Raw genomic sequence first — 21,976 nt, forward strand, 5'->3', positions numbered from 1 at the left:
TTCTGGACAGCCACAAAACACTGGGTCTTTGTTGCACCTGTCTTATGTTCAAACTATAGGTTGCTGTGATACATCTATCCAGACTTGAAATGGAGAAACTCATGTCTAACGCACAATTGGAATCAGCCCTCGAAGCCGCTTGGGAAATTCGCGATACCATCACACCCGCCACCAAAGGCGAAGCGCGTGATGCGATTGAAGAAACACTGAACGCATTAGACAGCGGTTCATTGCGCGTTGCCCAACCAACAGACAGCGGCAAATGGCATGTGAACCAATGGGCGAAAAAGGCCGTGTTGCTTGGTTTTCGCGTCAAAGACATGGAAATCCAAAATGGTGGACCACAGGATGGCGCGTGGTGGGACAAGGTTGATTCAAAATTCAAAGGCTGGGGTGCCGATGAATTTACGACCGCTGGTTTTCGCGCTGTACCAAATTGCGTTGTCCGCCGCTCTGCGTATATCGCACCGGGCGTGGTGTTGATGCCATCATTTGTAAACTTGGGCGCATATGTGGACAGCGGTACAATGGTTGATACATGGGCGACGGTTGGATCATGCGCACAGATCGGTAAAAACGTTCACCTGTCAGGTGGCGTTGGCATTGGTGGCGTTCTGGAACCCATGCAAGCAGGCCCAACCATCATCGAAGACAATTGTTTCATCGGCGCGCGTTCCGAGGTTGTCGAGGGTTGTATCGTTCGCGAAGGTTCGGTTTTGGGCATGGGTGTGTTCATCGGCCAATCCACAAAAATCCTTGATCGTGAAACTGGCGAAGTCACCTATGGCGAAGTTCCAGCAGGTTCCGTTGTTGTTGCGGGCTCTATGCCATCAAAAGGTGGCGTGCATTTGTATTGCGCGGTGATTGTGAAAAAAGTGGACGCAAAAACACGATCAAAGACCAGCATCAATGAATTGCTGCGCGATTAATATCTATGCGCGACACAAACAAATCAAAAATTAAGAATGGCGGCATCCTTGAATGGATGTCGCCATTTGGCGTTATTACGACTGGTGAATTTATTTTACGCCTCATCATCTTGGTGATGATAATGTTGGCACCCATTGCATTGATTGCGGTTGGGTACGAACAACCATCGGAGGCTGTTGCGATAGCGTCGATGGGTTTGATGTTTGTCGTACCTGTCGCATTGTGGATGGTGTTAACCACGGTGACAAAACAATATCGCACCAAGGGGGTTTTTGCCCCATTCTTTTTCGCGCTATTTACACCGATATTACCAGTTATGTTTTTCCTAACGTGGTTTTTTTCATCACGTGAAAATCGCGAAACCAATCAAGCGTTGGCGAAATTACAGCGTGAACACCGCACAAATCGTGCAGCCAAAAAGCCCAGAACAACGATCAAGGTTTCAACTCAACCTGAAAAACGCACAGTTCTTGATGATAAAGCCGGAAAAACTGCGCTCCGAGTTTCGGTCAAGAAAACACCAAGCAGGAATAAAAAACAGTCCGACCCAACCCCGACTGTCCAGCGCATGCGCTAGAATTTGAAACATCTCTGACGCGCAAGTGATTTTAGCGGGGCAAAACGTTCATTGTTTCGTGCACGCTCAAGCCGTAATTAAGCGATATGGAATTATTATTTGCATATATCGCGGGGTTGCTGACCCTGATTAACCCCTGTGTATTACCCGTGTTGCCCATCGTTTTGGCCACCGCGTTGGGTGCGGACAAACGTGGGCCACTGGCGCTCGCACTTGGGATGTCGCTGGCATTCGTTGGGTTTGGCATGTTTGTTGCAACACTTGGGCGTAGTGTTGGATTGACACCGGATCGTTTGGCACAGATCGGCGCCATGATGATGGTTTTGTTTGGGGTGATTATCCTTATACCCGCGTTAAATATGCGATTTGAACGTGCATTGGCGGGGGTTTCCAGCGGTGCAGATCATGCCATTGATGGTGTTGAGCACACAGGTTTGCGTGGACAATTTATTGGTGGCGTGTTGCTGGGCGCGGTTTGGTCACCCTGCATCGGGCCAACACTTGGTGGGGCAATTGCATTGGCCAGCCAAGGTGAAAGCTTGTTTTGGGCATTCCTGATCATGGTGTTTTTTGCATTGGGCGTTTCAACATTGATCATCGGAATTGGGATTGGTGGGCAAAACATCATGCGCAAACGTGCGCAATCGTTACGCGGACTGGCGGAAAAATCCAAACCCATTTTGGGCGCGGTTTTTGTGCTGGTCGGTCTGATGCTATTTTTCAAAATTCATCACATTATTGAGCGCTGGGCGCTTAACGTATTGCCATATTGGCTCCAAGATTTATCAATTGCTTTATAACCACCGAAAGGGATTATCATGAACCGCCGACATTTTCTTGCGACGACTGCCGCAGTTACTGCGTTTCCGTTGGCGAGTTTCGCCAGTGAATTTATTGCGTACCAAGATGGGTTTATCAAACAAGCCTTGGCGGATGGTAAGACCGTATTTGTTGATTATGCGACCGACTGGTGTTCAACCTGTGCCGCCCAAGAACGCATGATCGAACGCCTTCGCGGTGAAAATCCAGATTATGATAAACATATCACATTTGTTCGTGTGGATTATGATCAATTTGGTAATGCGCCAGTGTCCACGGATCGCGGTATTCCCCGCCGTTCAACCCTGATCGTATTAAAAGGCGACGATGAACTTGGCCGCGTTGTGGCCGCCGCATCGCATCGCATGATCAAGGCATTGCTGGATGCAGGGCTGAACGCTGCAACATCATAGCACTTCACACTGTTTGAATGCTTGGCTATACCGAGCCATATGACAGATTCAAAACCCAAAAAAGCAAAACGCCCCCAACTGGTTTTCACCCTGCTGGTCGAAGTTGGGCGCAACGAAAACGATGGCCTGCCCAAGGGCGCAACAGGGGGTGCGTTGATGTGCTTTGCCTCTGGTGTGGACGAGGCAGAGGCCGTGCGTGAAACCGTGGCCGTGTTGAAACAGGCCGATCTGGCACCGCTTGATGTGACGGGGTACGGCACATTGGATGAACGTCTTGAAATGGGGCACGATATTAACGACGAAGAACGCGCATTGATGCAACAAGCCTTGGATCAAAATTCCGTTGTTGTTTATCAACTGACCCCATTTTTCGAGGGTCAATCCATGGACACCGTTACCCATTGATCGCCTGCGGGCAGAGGAAATCACATGTTTACAATGTTCTTTGATTTGGATGGTACGCTGATTGATCCCAAGGTTGGGATCACCAGTTCCATTCGATACGCCCTGGCCGAAGTCGGCGCAGAGGTTCCATCAGCGGATGAATTGGAATGGTGCATCGGGCCACCCCTGCACGAAAGTTTTCATTTACTGTTGGGTGACGGTGGCAATGTGGGTCATGCGATGGAATTGTACCGCGAAAAATATACCGCCGATGGCATGTATGATGCGGAACCTTATGATGGGATCGGCGAAATGTTTGATGCGCTGCACCGCGTTGATGTGACCATTCATATGGCCACGTCCAAACCACATGTTTTTGCCCAAGAAATCATCGAACATTTTGGCATTCATGCACATATCGGACGTTTGTTTGGATCAGAGCTGGACGGCAGCATGTCTGATAAAACCCAATTGTTGCAATATGCGCTGGATGAAACAGGTGCAGACCCTTCGCGTTGCGTTATGGTTGGCGATCGTCGTCACGATGTGTTTGGCGCAAAAAACAACGACATCCCCGTGATTGGCGCGTTGTGGGGATATAGTGAAGAGGGTGAATTACATATGGCAGAGGCCGATATGTTGGCAGGCCACCCAGAAGAAATTCCCGAAATCGCGTTTGAGCTGATGGGCGTTTCTGAATAATTTATTCGACCACTGAAAATGAAAAGGCAGCCAATGCGGCTGCCTTTTTTTGAAGTAGTTTTAGATATCGAATTTTAGCGGGCTAATGGATTGGAACAATCCCGTCGCTTTCAACTTGGCCAGTGCTGTGTCATTTGGTGCATCGTCAAGATAAAGCAGCGCTATTGCGTCCGCACCGACGTTTGAACGGCCAAGCGTGAAATTCGCGATGTTCACGCCGTTTTCACCCATGGTTTGCCCCAATGTACCGATGATGCCTGGGACGTCTTTGTTGGTGGTGTACAACATGTGCGATCCGACCTCGGCGTCGATATTGATGCCTTTGATCTGAATGAAACGTGGTTTTCCATCGCTGAATACTGTACCCGCGATTGAACGTTCGCGATCTGCGGTTTTCACCGTCAGTTTGATATAGCTGTCAAAAACACCTGATTTTTCTTGGGTTGTTGATGAAACCTTGATACCACGATCGGCGGCGATCACGGGTGCAGACACCATGTTCACATCTGGGTTTTGCGCGCTCATCACACCGGCGATTGCAGCAGAGCCAAGCGCCTTGGTGTTCATCTCTGCAACTTTACCATCATATGTGATGTTGATGGATTCAATCGGATCCCTTGTCATTTGGCCAACGAATGCACCAAGGTGGCTTGCCAATTTCACGAATGGGCCCAAGATTGGTGCCTCTTCCGCTGTAATGGATGGCATGTTGATCGCGTTGGTCACTGCGCCATTGTTCAAATAATCGCTGATCTGTTCGGCAACTTGCAAGGCCACGTTTTCCTGTGCCTCTGTTGTGGCAGCACCCAAATGCGGCGTGACAACAACGTTTGGCAGGTTGAACAATGGGCTGTCGGTTGCGGGTTCAACGGCGAACACGTCAAACGCGGCGCCTGCGACATGGCCAGATTTCAATGCATCTGCCAATGCGTCTTCGTCAACCAAACCACCACGGGCACAGTTAATGATGCGCACACCTGGTTTCATTTTTGCAATGGCTTCTGCTGTGATCATATTTGCGGTTTGTTCGGTTTTTGGAACGTGTAGCGTGATAAAATCAGCCTTGCCCAACAATTCGTCCAGTTCAACCTTGGTCACACCCAATTCTTTGGCACGATCTTCTGACAAGAACGGGTCATATGCCAAGACTTTCATCTTTAGGCCAAGCGCACGCGATGCAACAATCGAACCAATGTTGCCCGCACCAACAAGACCCAAGGTTTTATTGGTCAGCTCAACACCCATGAATTTGGATTTTTCCCATTTACCGGCATGTGTCGATGCGGATGCTTCTGGGATTTGACGTGCCACGGCGAACATCATTGCGATGGCGTGTTCTGCGGTTGTGATCATGTTGCCATATGGCGTGTTCATCACGATCACACCTTTTTGCGATGCTGCCTTCAAATCAACATTGTCGACACCAATACCAGCGCGGCCAATAACCTTTAGGTTCGTTGCAGCGGCCAGTAGTTTATCCGTCACTTTGGTTGCGGAACGAATGGCAAGACCATCATATTCGCCGATACGCGCTAGCAATGCGTCTTTGTCTTTGCCCAGTGCTGGTTCGAAATCAACTTCGATTCCATTGTCACGGAAAATTTGAACGGCAGTTTCAGACAGTTTGTCAGATACGAGTACTTTAGGCATTTCAGCCTCCTTTAATAATATGTCGGGAAGCTGGCCAATTCGGCCAGCGAAAAAATTTAGAGTGTTGCGATTTGCGTTTCAAACGCCCAGTTCAACCAAGGTGTCAGCGCGACAAGATCGGAATTTTCCACAGTGCCACCTGTCCAAATACGCAAACCAGCGGGTGCATCGCGGTATGAACCAATGTCATATGCAACACCTTCGGTTTCCAACAGTTTTGCCAAACCTTTGGCAAAAGCGGCCTGTGCATCAGCATCCAACGCAGCAACGCGTGGATCGGTGATTTTCAAACAAACAGACGTGTTTGAAACCGTGTCTGCATCATCTGCCAGAAAACCGATCCAATCATTTTTGGCGACGAAATCGGCAAGCACTTGCAAATTCGCATCTGCTCGCTTGATCAGGCCAGCGTTACCACCAACGGATTTTGCCCAATCAAGTGCGAATAAATAATCCTCTACCGCCAGCATTGATGGCGTGTTGATAGTGGCACCTTTGAAAATACCATCGATCAATTTACCGGCTTTGGTCAGGCGGAAAATTTTTGGCAATGGCCAAGCGGGCGCATATGTTTCCAGACGTTCAACCGCGCGTGGTGACAGGATAATCATTCCATGCGCCGCTTCGCCGCCCAAAACCTTTTGCCAGCTGAATGTTGTTACATCCAACTTATCCCAAGGCAAATCTTGGGCGAATGCAGCGGAGGTTGCATCGCAAATCGTAAGACCTGCACGATCGGCTGGTATGAAATCACCATTTGGCACACGCACACCTGATGTTGTGCCGTTCCATGTGAATACAACGTCATTGTTAAAATTGATGGTGTTTAAATCGGGAAGTTGACCGTAATCCGCATGCAGATGGTTCACATTGTCGAGTTTAAGCTGTTTTACAACATCTGTAACCCAACCAGAACCAAAGCTTTCCCATGAAAGCATATCAACACCGCGCGCACCCAAAAGGTTCCACATCGCCATTTCAACCGCACCTGTATCAGATGCAGGAACGATACCGATTTTATAATCGGCTGGAATGTTTAACACATCGCGTGTGGTTTCGATGGCGGCCAGCAATTTATCTTTGCCAACGGCGGCGCGGTGTGATCGGCCAAGTGCCGCATCAGACAACGCATCCAACGTCCAAGTGGACGGTTTGGTGCACGGGCCAGAAGAAAATTGGGGATTGTTCGGACGGGTGTCCGGTTTCGTATTTGTCATTATGTGTATCCTTACAGATAAAATGCCCTTCGTTGGGGAAGGGTGTCCCACTGTCGGAAATATGGAGAAAGCTGCCGCTATGCAATCATCAACTCTGGCGTTTTGCTGAAAATTCCGCATAACGATGCTGAAATCTGTGCATCATGTTTACGATAGGAAATTAAATGACGTTTGTTGCCACGCTGATCGCTCATCCCGATGATAAACATCTTTCTGGCGGAATCGCCGCAGATATCGCACATGCGTTAGGAGGTGAACATTTTGAATGGTTGGCAGGGGGCATCGCTGCAGACATTCCATTAGCAACAGAGCCAGATGATTTTGAGGATGCATGGGAACTGGCGCAGAGCAATCGCGCCGATTTGGTGATCCAACCCGCAACGGGACGGCGCAAAAAGGTTTTGTTGGCCGATATGGACAGCACCATGATCGAACAAGAATGCATCGATGAACTCGCCGATATGGCGGGGGTGGGTGAACGTGTGGTTGAAATAACCGCCCGCGCAATGAACGGCGAATTGGATTTCGAAGATGCGTTGCGTGAACGCGTAGGTCTGTTGAAAGGGTTGGATGCAGATGTCATTCAACAAGTATTAGCAGAGCGCATTACATTCACATCAGGTGGGCGTGAATTGCTTGCAACCATGCGTGCCAATGGTGGCTACGCCGCGTTGGTATCTGGTGGGTTTACCGATTTCACATCAGCGGTTGCCGAAAAACTGGGCTTTGATGAAAACCGCGCGAATACGCTGATCCAAAAGGATGGCAAGCTGACGGGTGAAACGGGGATGCCAATTTTGGGGCGCGAGGCAAAGGTTGATGCGTTAAATGATATCACCAAACGCCTTGGATTAACCCCAGATGATGTGATCGCCGTGGGTGACGGTGCCAATGATTTGGGTATGTTGAAATTGGCGGGGCGCGGTGTGGCGCTTCATGCAAAACCTGCCGTTGCTGCGCAATGTAATACGCGCCTGAATTTCGCGGATCTGACTGGGTTATTGTATGTCCAAGGGTATTCACGCGCGATGTTCGCAGAATAATCCGTTCACTTTTCCAAAATCTGGTTTCGACAAATTGGAACGATGCACGTGACGCTAGACGCCGTGCCATCTGCGCGATTATCTATGCGCAACGCTATTCATGGCCAAAGGGAGTCGCCACATGAAAATGACCACAGAAGAAGCCTTTGTTAAAGTTCTGCAAATGCACGGCATCGATAATGCTTTTGGGATTATTGGTTCGGCGATGATGCCGATTTCGGATTTGTTTCCCAAGGCGGGAATTAAATTTTGGGATGTCGCACATGAATGTAATGGCGGCATGATGGCGGATGGCTACACGCGTGCATCTGGCAAAATGTCGATGATGGTGGCGCAGAACGGCCCAGGCATCACCAATTTCGTGACACCTGTTAAAACTGCGTATTGGAATCACACGCCATTGTTGTTGGTGACACCACAAGCAGCGAATAAAACAATCGGACAGGGTGGTTTTCAAGAGGTCGAACAAATGAAACTGTTCGAAGACATGGTTGCCTATCAAGAAGAAGTCCGCGATCCAACACGTATTGCAGAGGTATTGAACCGCGTGATCCTGCAAGCGAAACGCGCGTCCGCACCTGCGCAAATTAATGTGCCACGTGATTACTGGACCCAAGTTATCGATATTGATCTGCCTGCGATTGTTGAATTCGAACGCCCATCTGGTGGTGCGGATGCTGTGGCCGAGGCTGCTAAATTATTGTCTGGTGCAAAAAACCCTGTGATCCTAAATGGGGCGGGCGTTGTTTTGGCGGGTGCAATCCCTGACAGTATCGCATTGGCGGAACGTCTCGATGCGCCTGTCTGCTGTGGTTATCAACACAATGATGCATTTCCTGGTTCACATCCATTGTTCGCAGGGCCATTGGGATACAATGGTTCCAAGGCAGGCATGGAATTGATTTCACAGGCTGATGTTGTTTTGGCGCTGGGTACACGTTTGAACCCGTTTTCAACGCTGCCTGGGTATGGCATTGACTATTGGCCGACAAAGGCAAAAATCATTCAGGTTGATTTGAATCCTGATCGCATTGGCCTGACCAAACCCGTCACAGTTGGTATCGTTGGAGATGCGAAAAAAGTTGCCCAAGAGATTTTGGCACAGCTTTCGGATGATGCAGGTGATGCAGGGCGCGATGAGCGCAAAGCAACAATTGCAAAAACGAAATCCGCGTGGGCACAAGAGCTAACATCGATGGATCACGAAGACGACGATCCAGGCACCACATGGAACGAGCGCGCGCGCTCTGATAAACCCGATCACATGTCCCCGCGTATGGCTTGGCGTGCGATCCAAAAAGCACTGCCAAAGGATGCGATCATTTCGTCCGACATCGGCAATAACTGTGCGATCGGTAATGCCTATCCGTCATTCGAAGAGGGGCGCAAATATCTGGCCCCCGGTTTGTTTGGCCCATGTGGTTACGGCTTTCCAGCAATCGCTGGCGCGAAAATCGCTTGCCCAGATACACCCGTTGTTGGTTTCGCGGGTGACGGCGCATTTGGTATTTCGATGAATGAAATGACGGCCGTTGGTCGTGGTGATTGGCCTGCAATCACCATGGTCATCTTCCGCAATTATCAATGGGGCGCTGAAAAACGCAACACGACACTGTGGTATGCAGATAACTTCGTTGGTACGGAGTTGGACGAAAGCGTGTCTTACGCTGCAATCGCACAAGCCTGCGGGCTGATTGGGGTTCAGGCAACATCAATGGATGATTTGACGGATAAACTTGCGCAAGCGGTCAAAGATCAAAAAGCGGGTAAAACCACGTTTATCGAGATCCTGCTGAACAAAGAACTCGGCGAGCCATTCCGTCGTGACGCGATGAAAGCACCGGTCGTTGTGGCGGGCATCGATGCTGCGGATATGCGCCCGCAAAAATAATTCAATCACTGTTTAAATGTTAGGAACGGTGCTGGTAATACTGGCGCCGTTTTTTGTTGAATTTCTAGGGTTTTATCGGCGGCAAAGTTTTTCGAATACCATCGATTTTACCCTTGTTTTCCAACACACAGGCCGATAAACCCACCAGCGGAGACGTGGCCGAGTGGTCGAAGGCGCTCCCCTGCTAAGGGAGTAGGCGGTTTGTAGCTGTCTCGAGGGTTCGAATCCCTTCGTCTCCGCCACCATGCCTTTTTCATCAGTTTTGAAACATTGCTTTGGGTGGCTTTTAGTCCTTAAAAATATAGCTATTATTCCAATTTGTCTTTTTGCTGGATTTTGTTCAGTTGTGCTCATATTCTTTCCTTGGGTGGTATCAAGTGTAGTATTTTTTTAAATGGCGAAACAGGGGTTAAATCCTCGGTTTAATGCTAAACGCGAAATTCCAACTTTTGCTGAGATTGCACAACAGGTGCATATTGATCGCTTGCCAACATGGAAAAACCCCAAACACGGGCAGCATTGGATTAACACCTTGCGAGATAACGCTTTCCCCAAGATCGGGCGTATGCCTGTTGATAGTATTGGGCAGCCAGAGGTCTTGATGTGCCTCTCACCAATCTGGACGGAAAAACACGAAACCGCGAAACGTTTATCGCAACGCATGAAAGTTGTTTTGGATGTGGCAAAATCCAAAGGGTTCCGCGATGGTGAAAATCCGATAACGGCGATCTAAGAAGCACAAGTCTTGCCCAAGGTGAAAGCCAAGCCCAAACACCACAAGGCAATGGCATGGCAGGAGGTACCCGCGTTCTATGCTGGCCTTAGTGTTCGCAGCGCTATGGCGGCCAAAGCGTTGATGTGTTTACCTGCCTGACAGGATCACGCACGTCAGAGGTCTTGGGGATGCGCTGGGCAGAGATTGATTTTGATGCAAAGCTTTGGTCTTGCCCCGCTGAACGGATAAAAACAGGCGAAGAGCACCGCGTTCCGCTCACAGATGAAATGCTGAAAATCATTGAATTGTTACAAGCCATGCAATCGGAATATGTGTTTGAGGGACAAAAACGAAACCAGCCGCTATCAAACGAACTGTAGGTATTAGCGTACTCGCGAGACAATTTCTGTAATCTTCATATTGAAGAGAGAGGATGTTTCTTATGAATGATGATCAACGGGCAATTCGCCGTAAACTTCGTATTTTGAATTGCGCCGCCGAAATTGGGTCTGTCGTTAAAACTTGTCGTTATTTCGGCATTGGTCGCGCGAGCTTTTATCGCTGGTGAGCAGCCTATCTCGAACACGGTGAATCTGGCCTGATTGACAAACCCCCAATCCCGAAATGGCCTTCCAACAGGCCCCCCCGAGATCGAGGAAAAGGTAGTTTATCCCCGTAAGAAATATCACCTCGGCCCGATCAGAATTTCTTGATATATGGCGCGCTATCACGAAATACAAATATCCAACGTAGGTGTTTGTCCACTGGCTTCTCGGGGATTAGTTTAGTCACCGAGAAGCGGGTATTAAAACGCCGTTTGTTGGACTGCTCAGTTCGATTTTTGGGGTGCGAAATTTGGTGCCAGAAAGGCTTGCTGCCTGCCCTTGCGTTAATGAGCCGATTTTTAAACGCTGGAGAGTGGGTTAAATTCATCTGGCCGCCACGACAAACAAATTTGTCATAATAAATAGAAAATTTTACGTGAATGTCCAGATTTCGCCACAATTCATGAAAATCTAATGTAGTCAGTTACTATCGGTTAAGTTGTGGTCAGTGTCGTTTCGAGGGGAACCGGAATGTCGCGCAATCTGTCAAGGGGATGAATATGTTGTTAGCGCTTTGTTTTGTCGTGTGCTGTTTTGTTTGGATCAGTTTAGCAAAGCGCGGCCATCGCCAATCGAGTGCCGTTTCTACGAAATTCGCGACAATAGCTGTTTTGTTTTTGGTGGCGATTTTTGCCACAAATCAGGTGCGCGCGCAAACGCCAGTTACCCTAGATCAACCAAGCCTGATAACAGATGGGGTTCGGCTGTGTGATATTACTGGGCTGTACTGTCTGGATATTACGACCAATCCCGCAAGTGATGAAACGGTTCGCTATACCACCGCGCCGCGTATTGGGGATATTAATAGTGTTCAAAACGACGAACTGATTATCCTAGATTACGATACGGCAAACTCCCCAACTCCGTTTTCATTTGATGCTGTTAGCATTGCAGATATCAATAGTTTAACCCCTGGTGGGGGCCCGACTGCCGTTCGCGATGCATATTCATGGGGGGCGCCAGGGACTTGGACACTCACAGGTTCGCCGGTTGGGGCTGTGGTGTCGATTGATCGCTCTGCGCCTGATGATGTTGGAAATTTCATAAGCACGGATCCAAACGGAAACAACAATATTGGCAATGTTGGCCAATTTACGCTTTTGCCGGCTGATGCTGGTGACGTTTTGCTAAATATGCGCGGAAGTTCCAACGGGCATAATGCGACATACGCGTTTGCGGGCCCGCTTTCATCTGTACAGCTTTATGTTTTTAACTCAGGCGGCGGTAATATGCGTTGGAATTACGTTCCTTCGATGACGGTTGATACCTATGCGCCGCAAATGACACTGGTGAAGTCAACCGCATCAACCCCCACCGTTGCGGGTGAAACGCTTACTTATAATTTCGTGGTTGAAAACATCGGCGATACGGTGATCACTTCGCTGTTGTTGAGCGATAGCAAATGTGCGGCTCCGCCTGTTCAACTTACGGGTGATGCGATTTTGTTGTTGAATGATACACATACATTTACCTGTGAATCGATCCCTGTCACACAAGAAGAAGTTGATGCTGGACAAGTTGATAACACCGCCAGCTTGATTGGTACACCAACAGGTGGATTGCTTCCCCCTGTCGAAGATACCGTATCCGTGCCAATCGTTGCGGACCCACAAGCAGTTTTGACCAAAGAGGTTGATATCGGGTTGGTGTCAGCAACAGGTTTGTTAACCTATACCATCACAGTGGAGAACACCGGTAATGTATCGTTAACCTCACCAAGTTTAACGGATGTCGTTACACAATCTGCGAACACCCTGTCACTGACATCCGGCCCAACATTGGTGTCAGGTGATGATGGTGATGGTGAAATTGATCCCAATGAAACGTGGGAATATACAGCGACGTATAATGTCACCGCGGCCAATATTGATGATGGCGGCGATATCGTAAATACAGTGGATTTTGATAGCGACCAATTGCCGACGCAGTCTGATGATGCAACCACCGAAATCCAAGCAACACCAAGCGCCACCATTACCAAAGATGTGGATAGCGCGAGCATTGATGCAACAGGTACGCTTACCTATACGATTGTTGTCGAAAATACTGGCGATGTGACGCTGACATCACCCACGCTCACCGACACAGTGTCACAATCTGCTGGCACATTTGCATTGTCATCTGGTCCGACATTGGTGACGGGCGATGATGGTAACGGTGATATCGACCCAAATGAAACATGGGAATACACAGCAACCTATGTGGTGACGCAGGATAACATTGATGACGGTGGCGATATCGTCAACGCCGTTGATTTTGATAGCGATCAATTGCCGACATTGTCCGATGATGCCACGACCACTATCGATCAAACGCCCAATGCGGTTGTCACCAAAGATGTGGATAGCGCGAGCATTGATGCCGAAGGAACGTTAACCTACACCATTACGGTTGAAAACACAGGTAACGTCACACTGACAACGCCGGTATTGTCGGATACTTTGACGCAATCCACCACGACCTATGCATTGGCGACTGGCCCGACATTGGTGTCAGGCGATGATGGCAGTGGGGACATTGATGTAGATGAAACATGGGAATACACCGCAACCTATGTTGTGACACAGGATAACATTGATGACGGTGGCGATATCGTCAACGCCGTTGATTTTGATAGCGACCAGTTGCCGACACTGTCCGACGATGCCACTACCACAATTGATCAAACCCCCAATGCGGTTGTGACAAAAGATGTGGATAGCGCGAGCATCGATGCCGAAGGAGCGTTGACCTACACCATCACGGTTGAAAACACGGGTAACGTCACACTGACAACGCCCGTATTGTCAGACACATTGACCCAATCTGCCACGACATATGCGTTGGCTTCTGGTCCGACATTGGTATCAGGCGATGATGGCAACGGTGATATTGATGTAGATGAAACATGGGAATACACCGCAACCTATGTGGTGACGCAGGACAACATTGATGACGGTGGCAATATCAGCAACCTTGCATCATTTGACAGCGACCAATTGCCAACAATTTCAGATGCGGCAACGACAACGATTACGCAAAACGCGGATGCAACGATTGATAAAGTTGTCGATATCGCCAGCATATCGGCACCCGGTACGCTGACCTATACCATCACGATTGAAAATACAGGGAATGTCGCGTTGATTGACCCCGCAATTGGCGATGATTTGGTGCAGGATGGCAATGCGTTGACACTTACGAGTGGTCCTACGCTCACCTCTGGTGATGATGGTGATGGCGAAATCGGTGTGGCCGAGACATGGGAATACAGTGTGACATATGCGGTCACACAAGACGACATTGATAATGGCGCAGATATCGTCAACACCGCAACATTCAATAGCCGCGACACCGCGGACATTTCGGATGATGCAACAACAACAATTTCCCAATCACCCGATCTCACAATCGACAAAGTGGTTGATATTGCTGCAACTGCGGATCAGGAAGCGCTGACCTATACCATCACCGTTGAAAACACGGGGAATACATCGCTCACAAATCCGATCCTTGCAGATGATCTTACACAAGGTGGAAATGGGCTGACACTGTCTAGCGGTCCCGTTTTATCCGGTGGTGATACGAATAATGACGGCGTGATCGATGTTGGTGAAACATGGGAATATACCGCGACGTTTAATCTTACGCTTGCGGAATTTGATGCCGCCAGTGATGTAGTTAATACGGCGACAATCACAACGGATCAAACGCCCGCAGCATCCGCGGATGCAACCACTACATTAACGGCAGAGCCATCCATTAGTCTTGATAAACGGTTTATCGAGGTAACAGGCGGTGCTTCATCGTTTACTGCGGTGGGTGATGAGCTAAACTATGAATTTGAAATTACCAACACTGGCAATGTGACCTTGGCAGGTCCGTTCAGTGTGGCGGACACAATCACATCTGGTGCGGGTGGCGCAATCAGCGTTGTTTGCCCAGCGGGTGATGTGGCACCCGATGCCAGCGTTATTTGTACTGGATCGTATTTGGCAACCCAAGATGATCTGGATGCTGGGCTGGTGGATAATTCCGCCACAGCATCGGAACCAACGGTGACGACGGATGCGGATGATACGGATACGGAATCGGTTCCCGCCATTCAAAACCCATCCTTGGCGTTTGAAAAAACGGCCCGTGAAATTGCGCCAGAGGATTTTGTTGTGGGCGCGACAGTGACATATGACTATTTGGTAACGAATGATGGCAACCAAACCATCTTCGATCCAATTATTGTTACTGATAACCGTATTGATCCTGCGGATATGAATTGTGAACCATTCCCAGCCACAGGAATTGCACCAACACAAACCTACACCTGTACCGCAGATTACATTGTTACGTCTGATGATGCGATTATTGGATCGGTTACGAATATTGCAAGTGCAAGCGATGGCACAACCAATAGCCCGTCAGACAGCGCAACCGTGCCTTCTGGTGCTGAGCCTGCATTGACTACAGAAAAATCATCACCAGACACAACATTCGCACAAGAAGGCGATGTTCTGAACTACGAATTTACGGTGACCAATTCGGGCAATGCGACATTTGGCAGGGAAATTGAAATCGTTGATGACAAAATCGGAACGATCACATGTTGGACACCGACCGCATCCGATCCTGATCTGCGCCCTGAATCTTCTGATGGAACGATTCCTGCGGAATTCGTGACCTGTACTGCACCATATACAGTGACGCAGGATGATTTGGATGCGGGTTTTGTGACCAACGAAGCGTATTCACAAACCATTTTTGGTGATCCTACCAACCCAACGGATGTTGTGTCTCCCGTGGTTGATCTGACCATCGATGCCGATGCTGACCCATCGCTTGATTTGGTGAAATCTGCGGCATTACCAGCGGGTAAGGCAACCGCCGATTTGGTTGTAGGCGATTTGATCACATATACATTCAGCGTGGAAAACACAGGCAACCAAACGATCACAAATGTGACCGTGACCGATCCGTTGATCGCTGGGTTCAGCTGTACCATTGCAACGCTGCCCGTGGAAACCACGGATACAAGTTGTAGCGATACATACGCCATCACGCAGGATGATATCGACGATGGCGTGATCAACAACACCGCCGATGCGGCGGGGTCTGATCCAACGGGTGCCACGATTGATGATACGGACACAATCGCAACGGATATGCCCGATGCAAATCCATCAATGGAGCTGATCAAAACCGCGAGCCCAAGCCCATTCGGCGCGGTTGGAAGCACGATTACCTATTCGTTCAGTGTGGAAAACACAGGTAACGTCACATTAACAGATGTGATCGTGACCGATCCGTTGATCCCCACGTTCAACTGTGTGATCCCCACCCTTGCGGTTGGTGCAACAGATACGGTGACATGTTCCACACCATATACCGTCACCCAAGACGATGTTGATGCAGGTGAATTAACCAACACCGCCGATGTTGACGCCACCGATCCGTTCAACACGCCGGTGAATGCAACAGACAGCATCACAACCGATGGGCCAGATCAAACACCGACATGGACCGTTGATAAAGCGACGACATCTGTTCCAACAGCCGAGGGCGATACGCTTGATTACACGTTCGATGTGGAAAATACGGGCAACGTTTCAATTTCTGCGATCAGCCTGACTGATGCCAAATGTGCCACAGGTCCGAATTTGGTTTCAAGTAGCGATATTGATGGTGACGGTGTTCTGTCGCCCGACGAAATATGGAACTATACTTGTACGTCCATTCCTGTGACTCAAGCAGAGGTTGACGCAGGCCAAGTTGACAATAGTGCGACCGCTACGGGTACACCCGCTGGTGGTACGTTGAATGATGCAACAGGTACCAACTCGACCGACGTTGTTGCCGATCCATCATGGACCGTTGATAAATCAAGTCTATCAACACCAATGGCCGCGGGCGATACGTTGGAATATTCATTTGATGTTGAAAACACGGGTAATGTTTCAATCAGCGCGATCGCATTGACGGACGTGAAATGTGCGGTTGCACCTGCATTGACCAACGGCACTGATACCAATTCAGATGGCGTTTTATCCCCTGACGAAATTTGGACATTTACTTGTACATCGATCCCCGTAACCCAAGCAGAGGCCGATGCAGGTGTTGTGGAAAACAACGTGTCCGCAGCGGGTACACCTGCGGGTGGCACATTGCCCGATGCAATGGGTAGTGACGCAACCGCATTGCTATCTAACCCAAGCTTAGAAGTGCAAAAAACCATCACATCATCAACGGTTGCTGTTGGTGAAACGGTGACGTTTGAAATTACCGTGGAAAATACAGGTAACGTGACACTGACTGGTACAGGCCTTGCGGATACATTAACACGCGCCGATGGAACCGTCTTGGCACTGACCAGCGGGCCAAGCTTTGTGTCGGCGGATGATGGTTCGGGACCAGGAGCAATTCAGGTTGGCGAAACCGCGACATATGCCGCGACATATATTTTGACACAGGATGATATTGACGCGGGTGGCATTGCCAACACAGCAACCGCAACGGGGAACCCACCTCAGGGCAGCCCTGTATCGGATGTGTCCGATGATGGCGATGGGCCTGGTACAGATGATCCAACAGTGTTAACCATTCCTGCGTTGCCATCCATCAGCCTTGATAAACGGTTCGTGGATGTCACGGGGGGCGCTTCGTCATTTTCGGCGGTGGGTGATGAGCTGAACTATGAATTCGAGATCACAAATACGGGCAACGTGACCTTGGCAGGTCCGTTCAGTGTGGCGGACACAATCACATCTGGCGCGGGTGGTGCGATCAGCGTTTTTTGCCCAGCGGGTGATGTGGCGCCAGATGCCAGCGTGATTTGTACTGGATCGTATTTGGCAACCCAAGATGATCTGGATGCTGGGCTGGTGGATAATTCCGCCACAGCATCGGAACCAACGGTGACGACGGATGCGGATGATACGGATACGGAATCGGTTCCCGCCATTCAAAACCCATCCTTGGCGTTTGAAAAAACGGCCCGTGAAATTGCGCCAGAGGATTTTGTTGTGGGCGCGACAGTGACATATGACTATTTGGTAACGAATGATGGCAATGTGACTATCACTGCACCGATCACGATCAGCGACAACCTGATTGACCCAAGCGGTATCACTTGTGATGCATTCCCAGCTGAGGGTGTGGCGCCAACCGAAACATATGCTTGTGTGGGTGTCTATACTGTTACATCTGATGATGTGGAATTGGGTTCCGCGACAAACGTCGCAGGTGCAAGCGATGGCACAACCGATAGCCCATCAGACAGCGCAACCGTACCATCGGGTGCCGCACCCGCGCTGACCACAGAAAAGATTTCACCAGATACAACTTTCGCAACCGCTGGTGATATCCTGAATTACGAATTCACGGTGACCAATACAGGCAACGCGGCATTTGTGAATGACATTGTGATTGTTGATGACAAGATCGGCACCATCACATGTTGGACGCCAACAGGTGACGATCCAGATTTCCGCGCGGAATCATCCGATGGCACGATACCTGCCGATACAATTACCTGCACTGCGCCTTACACCGTAACACAGGATGATCTGGATGCGGGTTTTGTGACCAACGAAGCCTATTCACAAACCACATATGGTGATCCGGACAACCCAACGGATGTTGTGTCACCCGTTGTTGATTTGACCATCGATGCCGATGCGGATCCATCGCTGGATCTTGTGAAATCTGCGGCATTGCCAGCGGGTAAGGCAACCGCCGATTTGGTTGTGGGCGATTTAATCACCTACACATTCAGCGTGGAAAACACCGGCAACCAAACGATCACAAATGTGAGCGTGACCGATCCGTTGATTGCGGGGTTCAGCTGTACCATTGCAACCTTGCCCGTGGAAACCACGGATACAAGCTGTAGCGATACGTATGCGATCACGCAGGATGATATCGACGCCGGCGTGATCAACAACACCGCCGATGCGGCGGGGTCAGATCCAACGGGTGCCACGATTGATGATACGGACACAATCGCAACGGATATGCCCGATGCAAATCCATCAATGGAGCTGATCAAAACAGCGAACCCAAGCCCGTTTGGCGCTGTTGGCAGCACGATCACCTATTCGTTCAGTGTGGAAAACACAGGTAATGTGACGCTTACAGATGTGACCGTGACCGACCCGTTGATCCCAACGTTCAGCTGTGTGATCCCAACACTTGCGGTTGGTGCAACTGATACGGTGACATGTTCAACACCTTATACCGTTACCCAAGACGATGTTGATGCAGGTGAATTAACCAACACCGCCGATGTTGACGCCACCGATCCGTTTGACACGCCCGTTAATGCAACAGACAGCATTACAACCGATGGGCCAGAACAGGAACCAGCATTAGAGGTGACAAAAACACTGTCATCCACTGGTGCATCTGAGGGTGATGTTTTGACCTATTCCATCACGGTGGAAAACACTGGCAACGTCACGCTTAATAATGTTGTCATGTCAGATGTGATGACACGCAGCGACGAGAGCACTACCGCGCTTGATGCACCTGGGTTGCAATTTGTTTCAGGTGATGGTGATACGCCAGATGCGATAGACGTCGGTGAAACATGGACGTTTAGCGCGAATTACACGCTGACTCAGGATGATCTGAATGCGGGGGGTATTTCCAACAAAGCCACCGCGACAGCGGATGATCCCAACGGCACACCAGTGAGCGATGAATCAGATAATGGCGATGATTCCGATGGCGATACAACGGGTGATCCAACCGTATTTGTGATCCCAGCCGGACCGGCGATTAACATCGAAAAAACCGTAACGAATGTAACGGGTGGTGCGGCTGGTGACATTGTGACCTTTGGCTTTACCGTGAATAACGTGGGCAATGTTGATCTGGATACGATCACATTGGTTGATACGCTAACCAACAGTGATGGTGATGCGCTAACGCTTACCACTGGCCCTGTTTTGGACAGCGGCGATGTGGGTAATGCTGGGGTGTTGGATGTGACCGAAACATGGGTTTATTCCGCAACGTATGAATTGACCCAAGACGATATTGATGCGGGTGGCATTTCGAATACGGCCACGGCATCGGGTACCGATCCAAATGGTACGACCGTTTCTGATGTGTCGGATAATGGCGATGATGGTGATGGCAATCCTAATGATGATCCAACACTATTGGTGATCGATGCCGTTCCGTCGATGGAACTTGATAAAGTTGCGACAAGTGTTGGCGGGGCTGCGGGCGAACTGGTGGAATTCGAATTTACATTGGTGAACACAGGCAACGTAACGCTGTCAAATATTGTTTTGATCGATAATTTAACACGCGCTGATGGCACACTGCTTGCGCTTGACGCCGCACCTACATTTGTTTCTGCGACACAAGGATCTGCAAATGGTACATTAAATGTTGGCGAAACGGCCACATATACGGCGCAATACACATTGCAATTGGCCGATATAGATGCAGGCGGCATCGCCAATAGTGCCACCGCACAGGGCGAAGCACCAAATGGTGTGAGCGTATCTGATGTGTCCGACGATGATGACGACACCGATGGCAATACCACGGATGACGCCACGGTTGTTCCGCTGGAAAGGGCACCTGCGTTGGAACTATCGAAAGCTGCCGCATTAGATGACGGTGGTGATGGATTTTATCAAGTGGGTGACACGATTACCTATACTTATGTGGTTGTGAACACAGGGAACGCGACAGTTTTTGATGTGTCCATTTTGGAAAACCCAGCGAATTTCAGCGGCACGGGCACATTGCCAGTAGCGGTTTATGTTTCGGGTGGTGACGATCTAGATGGGGAGGCAGATTTAACCGACCTGGAACCTGAACAATCTGCAACATTTAGCGCTGTTTATGACTTAACACAGGCCGATATCGACAGCGCATCAGTTTCCAACAAAGCGGATGCATCTGGCACAGACGCAGCAGGGGAAAACGTAAGCGATAGTTCGGATGATCCAAACCAACCTGGTGATGATGATCCAACATTGGCTGCGATCCCTGTCCAAGACCCTGATGCGGTTGTTGCAACCAAATCGGCAACACCGGGTGATGTTAAAATTGGCGATACGGTGACCTATACATTAACGTTTGCAGGTGGAGCGAACGGTGGTTCGGTCAGCGATGGTCAGGCGCGCGATGTGTTGCCAACGGGGATTATTTATCGCCCTGATACGGCAACGTTGAACGGCACAGCCACAGAGCCCGATCAAGCGGGACAATCGTTGACCTGGTCGGGGCTATACCTTGCACCAAATCAAACGATCATGATTGTTTATCAAGGTGTGGTGTCGCCAAATGCGCCACTGGGTGAAATGACAAACCGTGCATGGTTTGCGGATGCTGACGGCAATGTTCTGTCAAATGTTGCGCGCGCCACGGTGAAACGCACACCTGAACATGTGTTTGATTGTTCCGATGTTATCGGCAAAGTGTTCGATGATAGAAACGGCAATGGTTATCAAGATGGCCCAAGTGGCGGCGTAACCAACCAAGATTACGATCCATCGGGGAAATACGGCAATCTGCCCGCAACGAACCAAGGCGAACCTGGCTTGGCTGGCGTTCGGATTGTTACGGTTGGTGGTGTATTGATTACGACGGATGAATTTGGTCGTTATCATGTTCCCTGTGCAGCGCTACCAGACAAGCATGGTTCAAATTTCATTTTGAAGTTGGACGAGCGCAGTTTGCCATCTGGGTATCGGATGACCACGGAAAACCCGCGTGTGATGCGCTTGACGCCTGGTAAATTTGCCAAGATGAATTTTGGTGCATCGATTTCAAATGTCATTCGGATTGATCTGAACGGCACGGCGTTTGAGGGCGGCATGACACCCAAGCCTAAATTCAAGCTGGCGGTGCGTAATTTGGTGAAACAAATGCAATCCAAACCATCGGTACTGCGTTTAACCTATGTGTATAACGATGGCGCGGGCAAGGCATTGGCGCGCAAACGTTTGGCGGCCGTGGAAAAAATGATCCGTGCGGAATGGCGTAAACAGGGGCGTTACAAATTGAATATTGAGCGCACGATCAAGCGGTTGAAGTAG

13 protein-coding genes, 1 tRNA gene and 1 pseudogene are annotated in these 21,976 nt (G+C 49.6%); 13 read left to right on the top strand and 2 right to left on the bottom strand.

Going from position 1 to position 21,976, the window contains the following annotated elements:
- Positions 1–101: 101 nt before the first annotated feature.
- The 6 genes from dapD to IE094_RS06620 all read left to right on the top strand — a co-directional run bounded on the left by dapD (position 102) and on the right by IE094_RS06620 (position 3,825).
- Complete coding sequence (gene dapD / locus IE094_RS06595) at positions 102–929, top strand: 2,3,4,5-tetrahydropyridine-2,6-dicarboxylate N-succinyltransferase (protein WP_189639786.1); 828 nt, start codon at positions 102–104, stop codon at positions 927–929.
- A 5-nt stretch (positions 930–934) separates the two neighbouring features.
- On the top strand, positions 935–1,507 hold the full coding sequence (locus tag IE094_RS06600; RefSeq protein WP_189639787.1) for a hypothetical protein: 573 nt from the start codon (positions 935–937) through the stop codon (positions 1,505–1,507).
- An 86-nt stretch (positions 1,508–1,593) separates the two neighbouring features.
- Positions 1,594–2,307: a cytochrome c biogenesis CcdA family protein gene (locus tag IE094_RS06605; protein WP_189639788.1), complete on the top strand. Its 714-nt coding sequence runs from the start codon at positions 1,594–1,596 to the stop codon at positions 2,305–2,307.
- A gap of 18 nt (positions 2,308–2,325) precedes the next feature.
- Positions 2,326–2,739: a thioredoxin family protein gene (locus IE094_RS06610; RefSeq protein WP_189639789.1), complete on the top strand. Its 414-nt coding sequence runs from the start codon at positions 2,326–2,328 to the stop codon at positions 2,737–2,739.
- 39 nt (positions 2,740–2,778) lie between these two features.
- Complete coding sequence (locus IE094_RS06615; RefSeq protein ID WP_189639790.1) at positions 2,779–3,144, top strand: DUF8846 family protein; 366 nt, start codon at positions 2,779–2,781, stop codon at positions 3,142–3,144.
- A gap of 24 nt (positions 3,145–3,168) precedes the next feature.
- Complete coding sequence (locus tag IE094_RS06620; RefSeq protein ID WP_189639791.1) at positions 3,169–3,825, top strand: HAD hydrolase-like protein; 657 nt, start codon at positions 3,169–3,171, stop codon at positions 3,823–3,825.
- Positions 3,826–3,885: 60 nt separating this feature from the next.
- Here the strand turns inward: IE094_RS06620 and serA are convergent, their stop codons facing one another.
- Positions 3,886–5,475: a phosphoglycerate dehydrogenase gene (serA, locus tag IE094_RS06625; RefSeq protein ID WP_189639792.1), complete on the bottom strand. Its 1,590-nt coding sequence runs from the start codon at positions 5,473–5,475 to the stop codon at positions 3,886–3,888.
- 56 nt (positions 5,476–5,531) lie between these two features.
- Positions 5,532–6,692, bottom strand: a complete 1,161-nt coding sequence (locus tag IE094_RS06630; protein WP_189639793.1) for a phosphoserine transaminase — start codon at positions 6,690–6,692, stop codon at positions 5,532–5,534.
- A 164-nt stretch (positions 6,693–6,856) separates the two neighbouring features.
- On the opposite strand from IE094_RS06630, the gene serB reads away from it, so the two are divergent.
- The 7 genes and pseudogenes from serB to IE094_RS06660 all read left to right on the top strand — a co-directional run bounded on the left by serB (position 6,857) and on the right by IE094_RS06660 (position 21,976).
- On the top strand, positions 6,857–7,735 hold the full coding sequence (gene serB, locus IE094_RS06635; RefSeq protein ID WP_189639794.1) for a phosphoserine phosphatase SerB: 879 nt from the start codon (positions 6,857–6,859) through the stop codon (positions 7,733–7,735).
- A gap of 121 nt (positions 7,736–7,856) precedes the next feature.
- A complete protein-coding gene (xsc, locus tag IE094_RS06640; RefSeq protein ID WP_189639795.1) occupies positions 7,857–9,626 on the top strand; it encodes a sulfoacetaldehyde acetyltransferase in 1,770 nt (589 codons plus the stop codon).
- Positions 9,627–9,775: 149 nt separating this feature from the next.
- Positions 9,776–9,868 (top strand) — tRNA-Ser (locus IE094_RS06645).
- A 227-nt stretch (positions 9,869–10,095) separates the two neighbouring features.
- Positions 10,096–10,359: a phage integrase central domain-containing protein gene (locus tag IE094_RS15535; protein WP_229802117.1), complete on the top strand. Its 264-nt coding sequence runs from the start codon at positions 10,096–10,098 to the stop codon at positions 10,357–10,359.
- Positions 10,360–10,529: 170 nt separating this feature from the next.
- Complete coding sequence (locus IE094_RS15540; RefSeq protein ID WP_229802120.1) at positions 10,530–10,721, top strand: tyrosine-type recombinase/integrase; 192 nt, start codon at positions 10,530–10,532, stop codon at positions 10,719–10,721.
- 62 nt (positions 10,722–10,783) lie between these two features.
- Positions 10,784–11,117, top strand: a pseudogene (locus tag IE094_RS06655) (helix-turn-helix domain-containing protein); the annotation flags it as partial.
- A gap of 449 nt (positions 11,118–11,566) precedes the next feature.
- Positions 11,567–21,976, top strand: coding sequence for a beta strand repeat-containing protein (locus tag IE094_RS06660; RefSeq protein ID WP_229802122.1), 10,410 nt, complete (start codon positions 11,567–11,569; stop codon positions 21,974–21,976).

This window comes from Paramylibacter ulvae (assembly GCF_014652655.1).
Lineage (GTDB): Bacteria > Pseudomonadota > Alphaproteobacteria > Rhodobacterales > Rhodobacteraceae > Amylibacter > Amylibacter ulvae.